This window comes from Enterococcus sp. DIV0682 (assembly GCF_051712685.1).
Classification (GTDB): domain Bacteria; phylum Bacillota; class Bacilli; order Lactobacillales; family Enterococcaceae; genus Enterococcus; species Enterococcus faecalis.
On record NZ_JBIOPK010000001.1, the window covers coordinates 452,046 to 472,650 of the forward strand.

Sequence of the window (20,605 nt, forward strand, 5' to 3'; positions counted from 1 at the left end):
CTTTCTTGTTTATTTTTAACTTTTAAAAAAGCTAAAGCCTAATTAGAGGGGTGTATCAGAAAGAATCCATTGTAATTCGGCAGTGTAAGATTCTTTGACCGTTAAATTAAGGTCAGGAGCAACGCTTAAAAAAAGTCCATTTTGTTGGTTCCAAGGAATTTCTACATTGTTATCGTCCGTTGCGGTGTATTGATAAACTTCGGTTGCTAAAGAGGAGAGAGGAAAATCACTGCCATTTTTTCGATAAATGAAAGCTTGCTGGATCGTTTTATTTGTAGAAGTTGAATGCATGGGCTGACTCTCTCTTACCAACAAATGCCATGGTGTTTTTGCAACACGACCATCGGCAATGAGGAAAGGAGCGCTGATGGTCGATGGTGAGTATATGGTTCGTTTGCTGGGAAAAGGTAAATTTTTAAAGGAAACTGTAGTTGGCATCTGCACAAAACGGAGGGTACCGTTTTTGATAGGTAAAGACTGTTCCTTAGTGATTGGCGTAATTGGCGTTCCGCCACCATCATTGCCAGTAACCGTGCTAGAAAATAAAAGAAATTGGTTTATCCATTCTTCTGTAACCGTTGCTGTATATTGTAAGGTGAATTGTGTATTGGCTTCCGTAAAATTATCTGCTGGCAGCGAATTATGATAACTCCAATACGGCAAACCAGTGGAACTATCAGTTAAAAGTTGAAGCCCAGCTATTGGCGTACTTAAACCTGCTGCTGATTGTTTTGTTAATGTAGCAGCTGAAAGTTGGGACAGTCCTTTAGGCACCGTTGCTCGTAATTGCTGATTCATCCACGTTGCTGGTTGATTGGTTAAACGTGTGGTTAACGTAAAACGAATGATTTGACCACTTACGACAGAGTTTGCAGCTTCCCAGAGCCCTTGTGCATTTTTCCGCTCAATGATTTGCGTGACCGTTAGTTGAGGCACAGGATAAGCAACTGTTTGAGAAACAGTAGAACTGGTTAGCAAAGGCAGGCCAGTGCGATTGCTGAGCCCTTGGACCCACAAGCTGACCGTTTCTCCTCCTTGGAAAGTGGGTAAATTAGCAAATTGAAAATGGCCATTGGAATCTAAGGACGTTGTGGAAATAGAACCACCATTTATTTGTACTTTAACTTGATAGGTTCCGTTAGATGCTTGAGAAGCTTTACCTGAAAGTTGAGTTGAGCCGGCATTGGCGACTACGTTTGTGACTGGTTGGATTGACCAATTGACACTTTGGTCAGCTGAGGGGCTGCTTTGAATATAGTCGGTTGACGTTTTTGAACGAGCAAAGACAATTGTAGAGAGCGTGTCGCCATATTCTAATGGTGAAGCTAAAGAGATCGAGAAATTTCCGGCTGCATCGACAGAAATCCCTTTCACCACAATGGGGGTAGTGGTGCCATCATGGCGGTTCAAGGTTAATTGAACAGAGTAGTTATAGTTTGGGTCTTGTACTTGTTGAATGGTCCCTGTTACAGTAGTGTCCAGATGAATTGATTGAGTTAGTTTGGCTGGTGTGACTTGAGGAACGGGATAATTCCCTAAACTAAGTTGAGCTTTGCTAATTACGCCTGTTTTTGTATTATTCCCAATAATAATATTAATTGCACCTAATCCAGTGCCAACATCTGTAAAGGTTCCTCGAATCGGATAGTCTTTGCCGTTAAGAGCAGGAGGGATTGAAATTCCTCGTTTATAAAGTGCGCCCACATCAAACGAAATGGCGGCAGACCATTTGGTTCCGGGAAGTAACACCAAGGTGCTACTTGGAAAAGTCAGATAAACAGAATGATAAGTGCTACTATAAGAGAGGCTGACGCCGTTAGTTGAACTGTGAATATCTTGAGTGGCTGTTCCTGGATAACTGACAGTCCCTGTTAAAAGAGTCAGAAAATCTTGTTGCTTTAGAGTGTCGTTATCTAACTGGCTTGAAATTTCTGTAGGAAGTTGAATAGCAATAATCGGTCGATCATTAATTGCTAAGCCGATAAGTGTCACACTGTATTCATACGAAAGTGTGATAATATCTTGGTTATACGTTCCCGTGCTTAAGGTACTTTTTAAGGTGCTATTACCAACAGAAACACTAGCTGGCGTAGGTGCCATAGGTTCATCGTTTTCAGAGGAAGCATGGGTTTGCTCGGTTTCTTGTTCCACAATATCGGTTGCTTGAGTTGTTTGTTGTTCTGTTGAAACTGAGGTAAATGTTTCACTAAAAGTAGAGGCGTGAGTTGTAGGGTTCAGTGTTTCAGAATGAGCTATCAAAGGTTGAGTCAGCGATAAAAAAAGCCATGATATGATGCAAGAAAAGATTCCCCAGACGAACTTATTCAAAACCATCCTCTCCTTTTTTTGATATTATATGTATAATGATGAAAATATATAATGCGTAAATATTGAGTACATACATTCTATAATGGGCCATTCATAAAGTAAAGCGATTACATCCGATGATGAACAAGATATTTTGTTCACAATCTTTTAGGATTTTAAGAAGGAAATTTCTCGAAATTCTATGCTTTTTTAATCCGAAAAAATTAAAAAACTGATAGTTTGCTAAAAATCGAGTCTTTCTTTCACTTCTTAGCACTTAAAATATTTACATTTTCCTAGGGATAGTGTACTATTTAAAGGTATGCATAAATAAAGTTTGATGTATAAAATTAAATGTTATTCGGAGGGAAACAAATGTCTGCGAAATGGGAAAAAAAAGGCACTAATGATGGTGTATTAACTTTTTCAATCGAACAAGCAGTAATCGAAAAAGGATTAACGCAAGCGTTCAATAAAGTGAAAAAAAACTTAAACGTACCTGGTTTCCGTAAAGGAAAAGTATCACGTACTGTTTTTAACCGTATGTATGGAGAAGAAGCGTTATACGAAGATGCGTTAAACGCTGTTTTACCAGAAGCATATGAAGCGGCTGTTTTAGAAGCAGGAATTGAACCAGTAGCACAACCAAAAATTGATGTTGAAAGCATGAATAAAGGGGAAGACTGGGTTATCACTGCTGAAGTAACTGTAAAACCTGAAGTAAAATTAGGCGAATACAAAAACTTAACAGTGTCTAAACAAGACCGTGAAGTAACAGATGAAGACGTGGAAGCACGTTTGAAACGCGAACAAGAATCTCAAGCTGAATTAGTAATCAAAGAAGATGCCGCTGCTGAAAATGGCGACACTGTAGTTATCGACTTTGAAGGCTTCTTAGGCGACGAAGCATTTGAAGGCGGCAAAGGCGAAAATTACTCATTAGAATTAGGTTCTAATTCATTTATTCCAGGCTTTGAAGACCAATTAGTTGGCAAAAAAGCTGGCGAAGAAGTAGAAGTAAACGTTACTTTCCCTGAAGATTACCAAGCAGAAGATTTAGCTGGTAAAGAAGCAGTCTTCAAAGTAACTGTTCATGAAGTAAAAGCAAAAGAATTACCAGAATTGGATGATGAATTTGCAAAAGACGTTGACGATTCAGTAGAATCATTAGACGAATTAAAAGAAAAATTCCGTAAAGAATTGACAGAAGCAAAAGAAGCAGCAGCTGAAGAAGCAAAAGACGAAGAAGCAATTCGTTTAGCTGTTGAAAATGCTGAAATCGTTGAATTACCACACGTAATGGTTCACGACGAAGTTCACCGTTCAATGGATGAATTCTTAAACAACATGCAACGCCAAGGAATTTCTCCTGAAATGTACTACCAATTAACTGGTTCTACAGAAGAAGATTTACACAAACAATTTGAAGGCGAAGCAGAAACACGCACAAAAACAAACTTAGTGATTGAAGCAGTTGCCAAAGCTGAAAACATCGAAGTAACACAAGAAGACATCGATGCTGAAGTGAAAGATTTAGCAGAACAATACAACATGCCTGAAGCGCAAGTACGTAAAGTATTAAACAACGACATGTTAGAACACGATATTCGTATGAAACGTGCTGTTGAAACAATTACTGAAACAGCTGTTGAAAAATAAACATTTTTAATAAGCTCTTCATTCGATAGAGTTTTCTAAAACTGTAGATGGAAGGTGTCTTTCATCTACAGTTTTTTTCATATAAAATAACTTTTGAAAGGGTGTGTCAAAATGGATAAAAATTATTCGAAAATTAAATATGGATTAGTGGTGTTTGGCATCTTATGCTTGACGTACAATCTCTGGGAATTTTTTACGGCTAAGTATTCAACAAAACAAGGTGTGACGTTTGTTATCGAATGTTTACTTGGAATTGGGCTGATCTTTTTACCGGATCTTGTCAATAAATTTTTAAAAATTATTATGCCACCGACTATCGTTTATTTTTACTGGTTTTTCTTGTTTATTTCAGTATTCCTAGGAACCTCGTTGCATATGATTTCAATCATTTCGTTCTGGGATAAAATTTTACACTTTGTTAGTCCGATGCTGTTAACTGCTGTGGGTTATGGTATTGCTGCTTTCCTATTGAAGAAAACGAAGTACGCCGATGTTTCCCCGTGGTTATTTTTATTATTTGGGTTTGCATTTGCAGGGCTTTGTGGCGTCTTCTGGGAATTCTGGGAATTTATCTGCGATTCATTAGGAAACATGAACTTACAACGCTATAATATGTCCAACGGCCAACCATTTATTGGGCGTGCTGCTTTGATGGATACGATGGGGGATTTATTTACCAATACCCTTGGGGCCTTTGTGATGGGCGTGTACACGTATATCAGAAGCAAAGGAAATCCTGAGTATTTAGAAAATTATGCGATAAAGAGAAAATAATATAGGGAAGTAAAAAAACAAGTTCTTTTAAAAGAGCTTGTTTTTTTGTATTAAATTATTAAGAATATGCGAATTTGCATTTTTAACTAATAAAATAGTTTGGTAAAATTAGAATATAATGGTTATGTAATGATTTTTTTATGTGGATGCACCCCAGTGATATGTTCTAAATACTTATCAAAAGAACAAGTAACTAGAAAGATCAATACTTTGATGACTTATTATTCTTTAATACTATAAAATTGGAAGGGAGGAAGATTAGGGAAAATAACTGCCAAAGACAACGCAACGGGGAAGTGATAAAAAAACAAAATTGGTGTATTTAAGAAAGTGAAAAAAGCAGCGTCTTATGAAAAATTGTATCTTAAAAATAATCTATTTGATTACATATACTTTTAATTTTTCAATGAGATACTTTACGAAAAAAAGAAGTGGAGTGTAGGTTGTATATGAAAGAAACTGTGAAAAAAGCAAAACAAGAAATGAAAGATAGAAGTAGACCGTATCAGATGTATGGGTTTTATTTAGCAATTCCAATAATCCTTATGGTCATTTTTATTTTTGGATTTTTAGGAGTTGAAACCAATAAATCGTGGGGCTCGGTCTTATTTGTTACTACACTTATTGCGAACATGGGAGTGAGCAAGTTAGAAAAATTACCTAAAAGAAAATATGTTGCACCTGTACTAGTCTATGTAACGGAGGCAATAGCTGTATTCCTTTTACTTGTTTTCTTTGGTGCAATTATAGCTGGAGGGGCAAATTTTGTGATAATTGAATTAATTTTGTATGTTGTATTAGTATTAAGGATTATTACAATCATTTTTTTCTTTATTACTGCTAATGATATAAGAAAAGTTTATCCAACCATGAAACAAGAGGCCAAAGATTCACGAGCAGAATATCTAAGAGTAAAGAAGTTAGCTCAAAAAAGAATATAGTATAGTTAGTAATTCTATAATAAAAAAGCGATTCAACAATGGTTGAATCGCTTTTTTGCTGTTTTTTTTAAGCAGGTACTTCGACAGTTTTTTTCAAAAGTCCGTAGACAATTCCTGAAATAATCGCCCCAATTAAGATGAACAATAGATATAGTAATGGATTACTTAATAGGAAGACGACGAAGATTCCTCCATGTGGTGCTAATAATTTGATACCAAACGCACCAACCAACGCACCAGTAAAGGCAGAACCTACCACGAAACTTGGAATCACACGTAATGGGTCAGCTGCTGCAAAAGGAATTGCCCCTTCAGTGACAAAAGAAAGGCCCATTACAATATTGGTTAAGCCGGCATCTTGTTGATCTTTTGTAAATTTATTTTTAAATAAACGAGTTGCTACGAAAATTGCTAATGGAGGAACCATTCCGCCAGCCATTACAGAAGCCATGACCACGCTGCCACCTTCTGCAACAGTACTTGCTAGCGTAGCTGTACCGAAAACATAAGCAGCTTTGTTAACTGGTCCACCTAAGTCGATGGCCATCATACCAGCTAATAAGGCACCAAGTAAAGCTGCATTTGTGCCATCTAAGCCAAGTAGGAAATGATTTAACGCATCATTAATTGCTTTCATTGGGATGTTAATGACTAACATTAATAAGCCTGTAATAATCAAACCAAAAACTGGATAGAATAAAATGGTTTTAATTCCATCTAATGATTTTGGCAAGCCTTTGAAAACTTTACGTAAAAGAACCACTACATAACCAGCTAAGAAACCACCGATTAGGGCCCCAAGGAACCCAGCGCCTCCAGCGTTTGCTAACGCACCAGCGGCGAAACCAGCAACTAAGCCTGGACGATCCCCAATACTAGAAGCAATAAAACCAGCTAAGACAGGTAACATAAAGCCAAATGCTGCGCCACCAATTTGGTTAAACCAGCTAGCTACGTCATTGTAATTACCTAAATTGGCTAATTGATCTTGAGGAACCCCGATAAATTGATCAATCATAAAGGAAAGAGCAATGGCAATTCCGCCACCAATAACGAAAGGTAACATATGAGAAACACCATTCATTAAATCTTTATAGATACGAGAACCGATTGAACCTTCCGCTGAATCCTCTTGGTCGCTTGCAGCCGAGTCACTGCCATGGAAAGTAGGAGCTTCACCACTAATGGCTAAGTTAATTAGTTCTTCGGTTTTACGAATTCCATCACTGACGGGACGATTGACTAATTTTTTACCATCAAAACGATTCATTTCTACTTTTTTATCGGCTGCGACAATTACGCCATCAGCACGAGCAATATCTTCAGCAGTCAAACGATTTTTAATTCCTTCTGAACCGTTTGTTTCTACTTTAATGTCTACGCCCATTTCTTTTGCTTTTTTCTTCAGTGCATCTTCAGCCATGTAAGTGTGAGCAATTCCTGTAGGACAAGCAGTCACAGCAATAATATATTTACGATTGCTTTCTGGTGCTGGCGTTGTTTGTTCTTGTTCTGCTTTTTCTTCCGCTTCTTTTTGATCTTCTGCTGCTTTGAAAAGAGCTTGGACTGCTTCTGGAGTTTCCGCTTCTTTCAATTTGCCAACAAAGTCTGGATCGATAAGTAATCGAGAAAGGGCCGCAAGCGCTTGGAGATGTGTATCATTGGCGCCTTCTGGAGCAGCAATCATGAAGAATAGATAAGTAGGTTGTCCATCTAGTGCTTCATAATCAACACCTTTTTTACTTTTAGCGAAAAGAACTGTCGGTTCTTTTACGGCACTATTTTTTGCGTGAGGCATAGCGATGCCGTCGCCTAAACCAGTCGATGTTTGTGCTTCGCGTTTTAAAATTCCCTCTTTGTAAGTGTCAATGTCAGAGATGCGGCCACCATCGTATAATTTTTGGACCATTTCATCAATCGCGCCTTTTTTATCAGTAGCTTGTAAATCCATAATCATGACATCTTTTATTAATAAATCATTAATGTTCACTCTATTTTCCTCCCTTAGTGGATTTATTCTGAAATTTTTTCAATTGTTACTTCGTGAATAAGTTCTTGGATAAAATCTTCTGAGGCTAAATCATCAGAAAATGCGGTCGCGCTACCGCAAGCGACACCCCATTTGAAAGCCTCTAAAGGATCTTGTGTTTTTGAAAAGTTGCCAATAAAACCAGCAATCATTGAGTCGCCAGCGCCGACAGAATTTTTCAGTGGACGTTTTAAAACGTTGGAACGATAAACACCTTCTGTTGTGAAAAGTAATGCACCATCACCAGCCATTGAGATAATTACGTGTTGCGCTCCTTCTTCTAGTAACCGATGTCCATAAGGTAAAATGTCTTCAACACTTGTAAAGGTTGTATGATATAATTCTGCCAACTCATGATTATTTGGCTTGACCAATAAAGGCTTTTGTGACAAAGCGTTCATTAAATCTTCACCTGTTGTATCAATAACAAATTCTGCGCCTTTTTCCTTCACAATTTGGATTAACTCTTCGTAAAATCCTTTGCGTAGAGAAGCAGGTGTACTTCCTGAAAGAACAACAATATCACCAGCCTGAACACGACTAACTGCTTGTTTTAGTTCTTGAATTTCTTCGTTTGTTAGAGCAGGTCCTAAGCCGTTAATTTCTGTTTCAGTATCTGATTTCAATTTAATGTTGATTCGTGTATCAGCAGACACGGGAGTGAAATTCGTTTGGATTTCTTCTTTTTTCAACCAATCGGCAATGAATGAGCCTGTAAAACCACCTAAAAAACCTAAGGCAGTGGATTCTGTCTCCATACGTTTTAAGATACGTGAAACGTTGATTCCTTTGCCGCCAGGTAATTTAAAATCATTCGTCATCCGATTTAAATCACCAATTTGTAGATGATCGACATGAACGATAAAGTCGATAGAAGGGTTTAAAGTCACTGTGTAAATCATTTGTTTGCCTCCATTAAAATAGTTTTTTGCTGGAATCCTTGAAGTGATTCAGCAGGGCAGTAGTCAGTTAGTAAAGTAACTGACTCTAATTCTTCCACTTTGGTAAACGTTACTTCATTAAATTTTGTATGATCCAGTAAAACATAGGCTGTTTCTGCTTGATGAATAGCCAAGGCTTTTAGCGCTGCTTCTTCGGGATCAGGCGTTGTTAAACCAAACTCTAAATGTGCGCCGTTAGTTCCTAAAAAAGCTTTGTTAAAACGAAAATGTTGTAGCTGTTCCATACTAGTGGCACCAATGATTGCTTTAGTGGAGAGCTTCAAAGTACCACCAAGCATAATAGTGGGAATTTCCATATCGCTAAGTTTTGCAGCATGATGTACGGAATTCGTCACTACATGGATTTGTTTCCCAACTAAAAAAGGGATCATTTCTAACGTGGTTGAACCAGCATCTAAATAGATCATATCGCCATCTTGTACACAACTAGCGGCTAAAGAAGCAATCTTTTGCTTTTCGTGCGTGTTTTTGATTGATTTTTCCGTCATGTTTTGTTCAAAGCCTAAATTAAGAATACGCTTAGCGCCGCCGTGAATGCGTTCTAACAAATTGGCGTCTTCTAATTCTTGTAAATCGCGGCGGATTGTGGATTCTGAAGCATTGAACAAGCTAGCAAGTTCTTGCGATTTGACGACTGATTTTTGATCTAACAATTGTAAAATTTTTTGATGTCGTTCTTCCGTAAGCATTTTCATCCCTCATTTCATGGATATAATAGCACAAATGAAAACGCTAATCAATCTAAAACGGTCAAAAACATTCAAAAAAATTAAAAAACAGTCATAAAAAAAGAAAGCTGCTGAACTCAGGTTCAGCGGCTTTCTTTAATTCACTAAATCATTCGGTAAAGTTTTTTGATAAATCTCTTTTTTGACTTGGTAAGCGAGTTTTTCATCGGTCAAAATAATGAGCACATCGCCAACATGCATAACAGTATCACCATGTGTTAAAATTTCCGATTCGCCACGGCGAATGGAAGTGAGCAACATTTGTTTAGGCCAGACAAAATCACGTACCATCGTATCATCTAAGGAACTTTCTGCAGTGATAGGGAATTCAATAATCGTTTTGTGGCCACGAATATTACTTACTTTAGAAGGAACCAAACGTTCTAATAAGCTTTCATAAATTGGCTTGCCGCCAAGACTATCGATGGTAATATAACTAACTAAAGCGACAACCCCTAAAGACATTAAATGAGAAAAATTGCCGACCATTTCTGTTACTAAAATAATTGCTGTTAACGGTGCTTTACCAATCGCAGTAAAATAACCAGCCATGGCAAAAATTAAAAAGTTTTTCACAAAAATTGGATCCATCCCTACGTATTGGACAAGTAGACTGCCATACAATGTTCCGATAATGGCACCTAAAGTTAGAATAGGCAAGAAAATACCACCAGGGAGATTCGAACCGTAAGAAACCATTGAAAAAACAAAACGTAAAACCAGTAAGCCGACTAAAGCCCAAATCGTGGCCGGTTGATTGCCTAAAGCTAAAACAATTTGATTCCCACCGCCAAGTAAATGTGGAAAGAAATAACCAATCGGTAAAATCAAAATAAAAGGAATAAAACCATAATAATTAGAAGAAAGGCCTTTGATTTTTCCATATACTTTTGGTAAGGACAACAATGTTTTTTGATATATCCAACCTAATAATCCTAGCAAAACGCCCAGCAGGACTAATGTCCAATAGTACTCTAAAGGCAAAGATTTAACGGGACCAATATAAAGAACTGGCTGCAATCCGAAGAAATGCAAAGAAACAAAGTTAGCGGAAATGGCCGCAGAAAAAGAGGTTAACCAAACTAAAGGTGAAAAGGAATGGTGAACCTCTTCTAGAACAAATAAAAGTCCTGCGATTGGTGCATTAAAAGCGGCGGCTAAACCAGCACTGGCACCACTACTGATTAAAATTTTTTCTTCAGACTTGGTGCTTTGCCGCCATTGACTATAGCCTTGTCCAACCACTGCACCTAGTTGAATTGAAGGACCTTCACGTCCCAAAAATAGCCCAGGACTAATCGCTAAGATCCCACCGATAAATTTTTTCCAAAGCACTGGAAACCAATGAATTTCTAATTGACCTTGAAGTTGTCCTTCCACTTGGGGAATGCCACTGCCTTTAATTGCTGGTTCGCTCTTAATCAGTCGTCCTAATAAATAAGCAAGCACGAGAGAAAATAAGAACCAAGGAATCATCCAAAAGGTTTTTTCGTGAAACGTTTGATACAGATGCACGACTTGTTCGCCAATTTTTTCAATGCCTAAGCGAAATAAGCTGACAACAAAGCCGACCAAAATTCCGACGACGATGCCTTTAAGGATAAAGCCGATTCGGGTACCATCTAATTGTTTAATTTCATGTACATCATTATTCATTTCATTTTTAGCCTCCATCACTACTTACTAATGTACTGCGGTTTGACTTGATTTACAAGAAAATTTCATATAAAAAGAAAAAGATTTTTTGTTCTTTTCTAAAGAACTTCAAAGGGATTTTTGGTATACTGTATAAGATTGAAAAAAGAGAGAGGACGTTTAATATGACACAAAAACATGCCTTGGTTCAGGGAATGAATCCTCGACAAGAAGAAGCTGTTTTGCATACAGAAGGACCACTGTTAGTCATGGCTGGTGCTGGTAGTGGAAAAACGCGGGTTTTAACACACCGAATTGCCTATCTAATTGAGGAAAAAGAAGTAAATCCATGGAATATTTTGGCGATTACGTTTACCAATAAAGCTGCTAAAGAAATGAAAGAGCGTGTAAATAAATTACTGGAAACGGGTGGCGAAGATGTATGGGTCTCCACTTTTCACTCCATGTGTGTAAGAATTTTACGTCGTGATGTGGATCAGATTGGTTACAACCGTAATTTTACAATTATTGACCCATCGGAACAAAAAACATTAATGAAACGCATCTTAAACGACTTAAATATTGATTCAAAAAAATATGATCCTCGCTCAATTTTAGGTACGATTAGCAATGCCAAAAATGAATTACAAACGCCTGAAAAAGTTGCTGAAATGCAAGGTTCCTTATATGAAGAAATTGTCGCAAAATGCTATGAAGCCTATCAAAAAGAATTACGCAAAAACCAATGTATGGATTTTGATGATTTGATTATGAATACGATTCGTTTATTTAATGAACAACCAGATACGTTGGCGTTCTACCAAAATAAATTTCACTATATTCATGTGGATGAATACCAAGATACCAATCATGCACAATATACCTTAGTCAATTTATTGGCTGCACGTTTCAAAAATCTGTGTGTCGTAGGTGATGCCGACCAAAGTATCTATGGTTGGCGCGGGGCGGATATGCAAAATATCTTGGATTTTGAAAAAGATTATCCAGATGCCAGTGTAATTTTGCTAGAACAAAATTATCGATCCACCAAAAACATTTTGGCGGCTGCGAATGATGTCATCAAAAATAACCGTAACCGCCGCGAGAAAGAACTGTGGACAGAAAATATAGACGGTGAAAAGATTGTCTATTATCGTGGAGACACAGAACGGGATGAAACACAATTTATTGTGAGCCAAATCCAAAAAGAAATGCGGGAAAATGACCGAATTTATGGTGATTTTGCGGTATTATATCGGACCAATGCCCAATCCCGTGTAGTGGAAGAAATGCTCTTGAAATCTAATATTCCGTATACCATGGTGGGCGGACATAAATTCTACGACCGTAAAGAAATTAAAGATATTTTGGCTTATTTAAGTTTGATTGCCAATCCAGATGATTCGATTAGTTTTGAACGAATTGTCAATGAACCAAAACGAGGAATCGGTAAAAGTTCAATTGAAAAATTACGACTATTTGCGGATACGCATGGTTGGGCTTTGCTGGAAGCTGCCCAAAATGTTGATTTGGCAAATATTTCAGGAAAAGCGGGTAAAGAGCTTGGTAATTTTGGCATGATGATTCAAGACTTAACGAAAACAGTGCCCTATTTAACGATTACAGAATTGGTGAAAGAAACTTTACAACGTAGTGGTTATCGGGAAGCTTTGATGGCGCAAAATAATTTAGAGTCTCAAGCTCGCTTAGAAAACTTGGACGAATTTTTATCTGTGACACAAGAATTTGATAAACGTTTTGAAGCGCAAAACAACGACGATCCAAATGGCGAAGAAACAAAATTGGCGGATTTTTTAACAGATTTAGCCTTGGTTTCTGATTTAGATAATTTAGAAGAGAGCTCTTCGCAGGTAACCTTAATGACGTTGCATGCGGCCAAAGGGCTGGAATTTCCAGTGGTCTTTTTAATGGGCTTAGAAGAAGGGGTTTTCCCATTATCACGTGCCATGCTAGAAGAAAGTGAACTGGAAGAAGAACGGCGCTTGGCTTATGTTGGTATCACCCGAGCTGAAGAAGCCCTGTTTTTAACGAATGCTTATTCGAGAACATTATATGGTCGCACGCAATATAATCGACCAAGTCGCTTTTTAGAAGAAATTGAGGCGGAGCGTTTAATGAAACAAGGGGCGGCGGCCAATTTACAGAAAGCTCCAGCGCGCACCTTTGATCCTAAAGTATTCAAGCCCAGCGCAAGTAAACCAGCTTATACACAGCCAGCTACAAAATCAGTTAGCAACAAAGTGGCAAGTGGTGGCGAAAAAGTTTCTTGGCAAGCAGGTGATAAGGTCCAACATAAAGCATGGGGCGTTGGTACAGTCGTTCGTGTAGGCGGTTCGGCCAAAGACTTAGAGTTGGACATTGCTTTCCCAGAAAAAGGCATAAAACGGTTGTTAGCGGCATTTGCACCAATTGAAAAAATTTAACATGTAAAATAGGTCAGCGATTTAATGAGAAATCATCATTAGATAAATTCTTTTTATTTTCTATCTTAGTGTAAATGTGTTAAAAAGACGATAAGAGCATTACACTTATGAGGAGGAGTTCTACGATGGAACAACAACCATTAACATTAACGGCGGCGACAACTCGTGCGCAAGAATTAAGAAAACAACTCAATCAATATTCCCATGAATATTATGTCAAAGATCAACCATCCGTAGAAGATTATGTTTACGATCGTTTGTATAAAGAGTTAGTCGATATTGAAACGGAGTTTCCTGATTTAATCACGCCAGATTCGCCGACACAACGTGTAGGTGGCAAAGTTTTATCTGGTTTTGAAAAAGCTCCGCATGACATTCCAATGTATAGTTTAAATGATGGGTTTAGCAAGGAAGACATTTTTGCTTTTGATGAACGTGTTCGTAAGGCGATTGGTAAACCCGTTGCTTACTGTTGTGAGTTAAAAATTGATGGGTTAGCAATTTCATTACGTTATGAAAACGGGGTGTTTGTACGCGGAGCAACACGAGGCGATGGAACGGTTGGTGAAAACATTACAGAGAACTTACGAACGGTTCGCTCTGTACCGATGCGTTTAACGGAGCCCATTTCAGTGGAAGTTCGTGGCGAGTGCTACATGCCTAAACAATCCTTTGTCGCATTGAATGAAGAACGTGAAGAAAATGGCCAAGATATTTTTGCCAATCCTCGGAATGCAGCGGCGGGAAGCTTGCGCCAATTAGATACAAAAATTGTGGCGAAACGGAACTTAAATACGTTTTTATACACAGTTGCTGACTTTGGACCAATGAAAGCGAAGACGCAGTTTGAGGCATTAGAAGAGCTTTCTGCAATTGGTTTTAGAACCAATCCTGAACGTCAATTATGTCAGTCAATCGATGAAGTTTGGACCTACATTGAAGAATACCATGAAAAGCGGAGCACTTTGCCATACGAAATCGATGGAATTGTGATTAAAGTGAACGAATTTGCGTTGCAAGATGAATTAGGTTTCACTGTCAAAGCACCTCGCTGGGCGATTGCCTACAAATTTCCACCAGAAGAAGCAGAAACAGTAGTGGAAGATATTGAATGGACAATTGGGCGCACGGGGGTGGTCACTCCTACTGCGGTCATGGCTCCTGTACGAGTCGCGGGAACCACGGTTAGTCGGGCAAGTTTGCATAATGCAGATTTTATTCAAATGAAAGATATCCGTTTAAATGATCATGTTATTATTTACAAAGCCGGCGATATTATCCCAGAAGTAGCGCAAGTCCTAGTTGAAAAACGTGCAGCCGATAGTCAGCCTTATGAAATGCCGACACATTGTCCGATTTGTCATAGTGAGTTGGTGCATTTAGATGAGGAAGTGGCGTTACGTTGTATTAATCCTAAATGCCCTGCGCAAATTAAAGAAGGGCTGAATCACTTTGTCTCACGAAACGCAATGAACATTGATGGCTTGGGGCCACGAGTGTTAGCACAAATGTATGACAAAGGATTAGTGAAAGACGTAGCGGATCTGTATTTCTTAACAGAAGAACAATTAATGACTTTGGATAAAATCAAAGAAAAATCAGCAAACAACATTTATACTGCCATTCAAGGGAGTAAAGAAAACTCTGTAGAGCGTTTGATTTTTGGCTTAGGGATTCGCCATGTGGGTGCGAAAGCGGCGAAAATTTTAGCGGAGCATTTTGGTGATTTATCAACCTTAAGTCGAGCAACTGCGGAAGAAATTGTGGCTTTGGATTCAATTGGTGAAACAATCGCCGACAGCGTTGTGACGTATTTTGAAAATGAGGAAGTTCATGAATTAATGGCTGAACTGGAAAAAGCCCAAGTGAACTTGACATATAAAGGTCTCCGGACAGAACAATTAGCAGAAGTGGAGTCACCTTTCAAAGACAAAACAGTTGTTTTAACAGGAAAATTAACGCAGTACACTCGCGAAGAAGCCAAAGAAAAAATTGAAAATCTTGGTGGAAAAGTTACAGGGAGTGTTTCGAAAAAAACTGACATTGTGGTTGCTGGCGAAGATGCTGGCAGTAAATTAACCAAAGCTGAAAGCTTAGGCGTGACCGTTTGGAATGAACAAGAAATGGTCGATGCGTTAGATGCAAGTCATTTTTAAGAAGAAAAATTAACGTTGTCAGATTTTATGTAGTAATTTGATGGTATGCTTATTTTAGTCATAAAAGTTATATGAACGAGGACTTTCTGAGTTGAGAAAGGAGGTTGATGCTTATGCGCAATTCTTCTTACTTTAACGAAAGGAGCAATGTTTTTGTCCGTTGAAGCAGCGCTAGGACTGATGATTGGTTTTGCAACACTTGTTGTGACCATTATCTTCGGCATCTTAGCGCTTGTCTTAGACAACAAAAATAACCGTTCATAAGCTTTGAGGAGCTGAACGGTTAAGCGTTTGAAATAAAACCAATAACTCAGTAAGCCGCTAGTTCTTATAACTAGTAGTGGCTACTAGAGAGGTATGTTCCTGCATATCTCTCTTTTCATTTTCATAATAACATGTTTCCATCATTTTTGCGAGCGACAAATTATCAATGAAATTCAAGGTTTCATCTAAAATATCCGACCATTTTATGGTAGAATAGAAACAGAGTGAACAGCTGTGCTAAGCTGTTTAAAGAAATACAATCCAATTGATTAATCTGAAAATGAAAATTTCAGTAAATGATAGAAAGAAGGGTATCTATGGCAATTACAGAAGAACAAGTCAAACATGTCGCTAAATTATCAAAATTATCTTTCTCCGAAGAAGAATTAGCGGACTTTACCAATCAACTAGATAAAATTATTGATATGGTGGAATTACTAGAAGAAGTAGATACAACAGGGGTTCCTTTTACTTCAAATGTGAATGAATCAATCAATGTCATGCGTGAAGACGTAGCGACACCAGGAATGGACCGTAAAGAATTAATGCGGAATGTTCCGGAATCAGAGAATGGTTACATTAAAGTGCCTGCAATTATGGATAACGGGGAGGCAGGAGCCTAATGGAAAAATTATACGACAAATCGTTAACAGAGTTACATGATTTATTGGTTTCAAAAGAAATCACAGCAGTTGATTTAACCGAAGAAACATTAAATCGTATTCAAGATACAGAAGAACAACTAGGTTCTTTTATCACAGTTAGTGAAGAAAAAGCAATGGCATTAGCCAAAGCGATTGACTTAAAAGGCATCACTGAAAGTAATCCATTAGCTGGGATTCCAATTGGGATTAAAGACAACATTGTCACAAAAGATATTTTAACAACAGCTGGCTCAAAAATGTTACACAATTTTGACCCAATTTATGATGCGACCGTGATGGATAAAGTCTATCAAGCAGATATGATTCCAGTCGGAAAATTGAACATGGATGAATTTGCCATGGGCGGAAGTACGGAAACGTCTTACTTCAAGAAAACAAAAAATGCTTGGGATCAAACCAAAGTTCCTGGCGGTTCTTCTGGTGGTTCAGCTTCTGCTGTCGCAGCCGGACAAGTCCCGGTTTCTTTAGGGAGCGATACAGGTGGCAGTATCCGCCAACCAGCCGCATTCAACGGTATTGTGGGCTTGAAACCAACATATGGACGTGTGTCTCGTTTTGGTTTGATTGCTTTTGCTTCAAGTTTAGACCAAATTGGTCCATTGACACGAAATGTTAAAGACAATGCCTTAGCTTTAAATGCAATTAGTGGTTATGACGAAAAAGACGGCACTTCTGCAGGCGTTTCTGTTCCTGATTTTACGGCAGATTTAACTGGCGACATCAAAGGCATGAAAATTGCTTTACCAAAAGAATACTTAGGTGAAGGGGTACAACCTGATGTTCGTGAAGCGGTATTAAAAGCAGCAGAAACATTTAAATCTTTAGGAGCAACGGTGGAAGAAGTTAGTTTGCCACATTCTAAGTACGGCGTAGCGGTTTATTATATTATTGCCTCTTCAGAAGCAAGTTCAAACTTACAACGCTTTGATGGCATTCGTTATGGTTACCGTTCCGAAAATGTCCAAAATCTAGAAGATGTCTATGTTAATTCACGTTCTGAAGGTTTCGGAACAGAAGTTAAACGTCGGATTATGTTAGGAACATTCTCTTTAAGTGCTGGTTATTATGATGCGCACTTTAAAAAGGCTGGTCAAGTCCGTACACTAATCAAACAAGATTTTGAGAATGTCTTTGCGGATTATGACTTAATCATTGGCCCATCCACACCAACAGTTGCCTTTGGTCTAGGGGAAAACATCAATGATCCAATCACAATGTATATGAATGATATTTTAACCATTCCTGTCAACTTAGCAGGACTACCAGGCATGTCCATTCCAGCAGGATTCTCAGAAGGCTTGCCAGTTGGTTTACAAATTATTGGAAAACATTTTGACGAACATACAATGTATAAAGCAGCCTATGCTTTTGAACAAGCGACAGATTTCCATACGAAAAAACCAGTCATTTTAGGGGGGAACGATTAATGAACTTTGAAACTGTCATTGGATTAGAAGTCCACGTAGAATTGAAAACCAACTCTAAAATTTTCTCCTCTGCGCCAGCGCATTTCGGAGCAGAACCAAACAGCAACACAAATGTGGTTGACTGGAGTTACCCAGGTGTTTTGCCTGTCATGAATAAAGGTGCCTTAGAATTTGGCATGAAAGCAGCTCTTGCTTTGAACTGTGAAATTTCAAAAGAAACACATTTTGACCGTAAAAACTATTTTTACCCAGATAACCCGAAAGCATATCAAATTTCTCAATTTGATCAACCAATCGGACATGATGGTTGGATTGAAATTGAAGTTGAAGGGAAAAAGAAAAAAATTCGTATTGAACGAGTGCATTTAGAAGAAGATGCCGGCAAAAACATTCATGGCACAGATGGCTATTCTTATGTAGACTTGAATCGTCAAGGTACGCCTTTAATTGAAATCGTTTCTGAAGCAGACATGCGTTCACCAGAAGAAGCGTATGCTTATTTAGAAGCGTTGCGTTCAATTATCCAATTTACAGAAGTTTCTGATGTGAAAATGGAAGAAGGTTCTATGCGTTGTGATGCCAATATTTCTTTACGTCCGTATGGTCAAGAAGAATTTGGTACTAAAGCGGAATTAAAGAACTTGAACTCTATGAACTTTGTAAAAAAAGGTTTAGCTTATGAAGAAAAACGCCAGGCCAAAGTCCTATTATCTGGTGGCGAAATTCAACAAGAAACACGCCGCTTTGATGAAGCAACTAGTACAACGTTGCTTATGCGTGTTAAAGAAGGCTCAAGTGACTACCGTTACTTCCCAGAGCCAGATGTTCCTCGTTTTTCAATTGATGATGAATGGATTGAAAAAGTTCGCGCTAGTTTGCCAGAAATGCCAGCCTCACGTCGTGCCCGTTATATCAGTGAATTAGGGTTACCTGAATACGACGCAATGGTCTTGACTTTAACGAAAGAAATGTCAGATTTCTTTGAAGCAACCTTAGCAAACGGTGCAGATGCGAAACAAGCATCAAACTGGTTAATGGGCGAAGTTTCTGCTTACTTAAACAGTGAAAAAGTTGAATTAGCCGATACTAAACTAACACCAGAAAATCTAGCGGGTATGATTACTTTAATTAACGATGGCACAATCAGCTCGAAAATTGCGAAGAAAGTGTTCAAAGAGTTAATTGAAAACGGTGGAGATGCTAAAGAAGTTGTCGAAGCAAAAGGCCTTGTTCAATTATCTGATCCAGCGCAATTATTACCAATGATTAACGAAGTTTTAGACAACAACCAACAATCAATTGATGACTTTAAAAACGGAAAAGACCGTGCAGTTGGTTTCCTTGTTGGACAAATTATGAAAGCAACTCGTGGACAAGCAAACCCAGGTGTGGTTAACAAGTTATTGCAAGAAGAGCTTTCAAAACGATAAGAAAGTAGCAGGCAAACCATGAAAAAAGCTAGAGTGATTTATAATCCAACGTCAGGAAAAGAGTTAGTTAAAAAGAACTTAGCCGATATTTTATCTATTTTAGAAGAATGTGGTTATGAAGCCAGTGCATTTGCGACCACACCAGAAGAAAATTCAGCACGCAATGAAGCACATCGTGCTGCGCGTGCAGGATTTGATTTATTAGTAGCAGCAGGTGGAGATGGGACCATTAATGAAGTAGTGAATGGGATTGCTCCGTTGAAGCGGCGCCCTAAAATGGCCATTATTCCTGCTGGAACGACGAATGACTATGCACGGGCCTTGAAGATTCCTCGTGATAATATCGTTAAGGCAGCAGAAGTGATTAAAAAAAATCAAACTGTCAAAATGGATATTGGCCAAGCCGGCAAAAATTACTTTATCAATATTGCGGCGGGTGGTCATTTAACGGAACTGACTTATGAAGTTCCGTCAGAGTTGAAAAGTATTTTTGGTTACTTAGCGTACTTAGCCAAAGGAGCCGAAATGTTGCCGCGAGTGAAGCCGATTAAAATGCGCATGACATATGATGAAGGTGTGTACGAAGGCAACGCATCAATGTTTTTCCTAGGGCTGACTAACTCGGTGGGTGGTTTCGAGCAAATCGTACCAGATGCTAAATTAGATGATGGTAAGTTTTCATTAATCATTGTAAAAACAGCCAATATTTTTGAGATTCTTCATTTAGTTGCGTTAATGTTAAATGGTGGAAAGCATGTTGAAGATCATCGACTAATCTATACAAAGACCAGCTATTTACATGCAGAAACGTTAGAAAAGAACAATAAAATGATGATTAATTTAGATGGTGAATATGGAGGCGATGCTCCAATGACCTTTAAAAATATGCATCAACACATTGAAATTTTTGCAAATGGTGATGCACTGCCGTCCAATGCAATTATGGGTTCTGTCTTAACTGGTAGCGATGAGATTGTCGTAGAATCAGAAGACGAAGAGGAAGAAGCATATAACGAAGCCAGCAAAGAATTTGTCAAAGAAGTTGAACGACTAACAGACGAAGATATTGATGGCGATGGAAAGATTGCCGAAAAAGAAAAGCACTAGGTAGTCCGTGAATAGCTAATGAAAGATTTAGTTGATAAGATCTTTCATTGGCTATTTTTTGACTAAGGGAAAGGGTC

At 38.3% G+C, this 20,605-nt stretch carries 16 protein-coding genes; 10 read left to right on the forward strand and 6 right to left on the reverse strand.

Features of this window, described 5'->3' with window-relative positions:
• Positions 1-42 precede the first annotated feature (42 nt).
• On the reverse strand, positions 43-2,334 hold the full coding sequence (locus IGK96_RS02295) for a hypothetical protein (RefSeq protein ID WP_071646575.1): 2,292 nt from the start codon (positions 2,332-2,334) through the stop codon (positions 43-45).
• Between the two features lie 348 nt (positions 2,335-2,682).
• On the opposite strand from IGK96_RS02295, the gene tig reads away from it, so the two are divergent.
• From tig to IGK96_RS02310, 3 genes are all read left to right on the forward strand, one after another.
• Positions 2,683-3,966 (forward strand): trigger factor, encoded by a 1,284-nt coding sequence (gene tig / locus IGK96_RS02300; RefSeq protein ID WP_002355556.1) that lies wholly within the window; start codon positions 2,683-2,685, stop codon positions 3,964-3,966.
• Between the two features lie 111 nt (positions 3,967-4,077).
• Positions 4,078-4,740, forward strand: coding sequence for a hypothetical protein (locus IGK96_RS02305; RefSeq protein ID WP_002355557.1), 663 nt, complete (start codon positions 4,078-4,080; stop codon positions 4,738-4,740).
• A gap of 449 nt (positions 4,741-5,189) precedes the next feature.
• Entirely contained in the window at positions 5,190-5,681 is a 492-nt protein-coding gene (locus IGK96_RS02310) for a hypothetical protein (RefSeq protein ID WP_025191303.1), read from the forward strand.
• Positions 5,682-5,748: 67 nt separating this feature from the next.
• Here IGK96_RS02310 and IGK96_RS02315 read toward each other — a convergent pair whose 3' ends face one another.
• From IGK96_RS02315 to IGK96_RS02330, 4 genes are all read right to left on the reverse strand, one after another.
• Positions 5,749-7,671, reverse strand: a complete 1,923-nt coding sequence (locus tag IGK96_RS02315) for a PTS fructose transporter subunit IIABC (RefSeq protein WP_085443121.1) — start codon at positions 7,669-7,671, stop codon at positions 5,749-5,751.
• A 23-nt stretch (positions 7,672-7,694) separates the two neighbouring features.
• Positions 7,695-8,612 (reverse strand): 1-phosphofructokinase, encoded by a 918-nt coding sequence (gene pfkB, locus IGK96_RS02320; RefSeq protein ID WP_002363177.1) that lies wholly within the window; start codon positions 8,610-8,612, stop codon positions 7,695-7,697.
• Complete coding sequence (locus IGK96_RS02325; protein ID WP_002381250.1) at positions 8,609-9,361, reverse strand: DeoR/GlpR family DNA-binding transcription regulator; 753 nt, start codon at positions 9,359-9,361, stop codon at positions 8,609-8,611. Before IGK96_RS02325 ends, pfkB begins: the two co-directional genes overlap by 4 nt.
• Before the next feature lie 135 nt (positions 9,362-9,496).
• Positions 9,497-11,056 carry a ClC family H(+)/Cl(-) exchange transporter gene (locus IGK96_RS02330; protein WP_085443120.1) on the reverse strand — a complete coding sequence of 520 codons (1,560 nt, stop codon included), beginning with the start codon at positions 11,054-11,056 and terminating at the stop codon, positions 9,497-9,499.
• A gap of 164 nt (positions 11,057-11,220) precedes the next feature.
• Here IGK96_RS02330 and pcrA point away from each other — a divergent pair, with 164 nt between their 5' ends.
• The gene (gene pcrA / locus IGK96_RS02335) at positions 11,221-13,479 is read left to right on the forward strand and encodes a DNA helicase PcrA (RefSeq protein ID WP_002363179.1); all 2,259 of its coding nucleotides are present in this window, start codon (positions 11,221-11,223) and stop codon (positions 13,477-13,479) included.
• 125 nt (positions 13,480-13,604) lie between these two features.
• Positions 13,605-15,635: an NAD-dependent DNA ligase LigA gene (ligA, locus tag IGK96_RS02340; protein ID WP_010828568.1), complete on the forward strand. Its 2,031-nt coding sequence runs from the start codon at positions 13,605-13,607 to the stop codon at positions 15,633-15,635.
• Here ligA and IGK96_RS02345 read toward each other — a convergent pair.
• On the reverse strand, positions 15,632-15,847 hold the full coding sequence (locus tag IGK96_RS02345) for a hypothetical protein (protein ID WP_002382998.1): 216 nt from the start codon (positions 15,845-15,847) through the stop codon (positions 15,632-15,634). The two genes, ligA and IGK96_RS02345, sit on opposite strands and share 4 nt — an antisense overlap.
• Here IGK96_RS02345 and IGK96_RS02350 point away from each other — a divergent pair.
• The 5 genes from IGK96_RS02350 to IGK96_RS02370 all read left to right on the forward strand — a co-directional run bounded on the left by IGK96_RS02350 (position 15,813) and on the right by IGK96_RS02370 (position 20,528).
• Complete coding sequence (locus IGK96_RS02350; protein ID WP_306173767.1) at positions 15,813-15,899, forward strand: hypothetical protein; 87 nt, start codon at positions 15,813-15,815, stop codon at positions 15,897-15,899. The genes IGK96_RS02345 and IGK96_RS02350 overlap by 35 nt on opposite strands.
• A 317-nt stretch (positions 15,900-16,216) precedes the next feature.
• The gene (gene gatC / locus IGK96_RS02355; RefSeq protein WP_002355569.1) at positions 16,217-16,522 is read left to right on the forward strand and encodes an Asp-tRNA(Asn)/Glu-tRNA(Gln) amidotransferase subunit GatC; all 306 of its coding nucleotides are present in this window, start codon (positions 16,217-16,219) and stop codon (positions 16,520-16,522) included.
• Entirely contained in the window at positions 16,522-17,991 is a 1,470-nt protein-coding gene (gatA, locus tag IGK96_RS02360) for an Asp-tRNA(Asn)/Glu-tRNA(Gln) amidotransferase subunit GatA (protein WP_002368026.1), read from the forward strand. The genes gatC and gatA overlap by 1 nt, the downstream gene beginning before the upstream one ends.
• Complete coding sequence (gene gatB, locus IGK96_RS02365) at positions 17,991-19,421, forward strand: Asp-tRNA(Asn)/Glu-tRNA(Gln) amidotransferase subunit GatB (RefSeq protein WP_002358703.1); 1,431 nt, start codon at positions 17,991-17,993, stop codon at positions 19,419-19,421. The genes gatA and gatB overlap by 1 nt, the downstream gene beginning before the upstream one ends.
• An 18-nt stretch (positions 19,422-19,439) precedes the next feature.
• Entirely contained in the window at positions 19,440-20,528 is a 1,089-nt protein-coding gene (locus IGK96_RS02370) for a diacylglycerol kinase (RefSeq protein WP_002383001.1), read from the forward strand.
• Positions 20,529-20,605 lie beyond the last annotated feature (77 nt).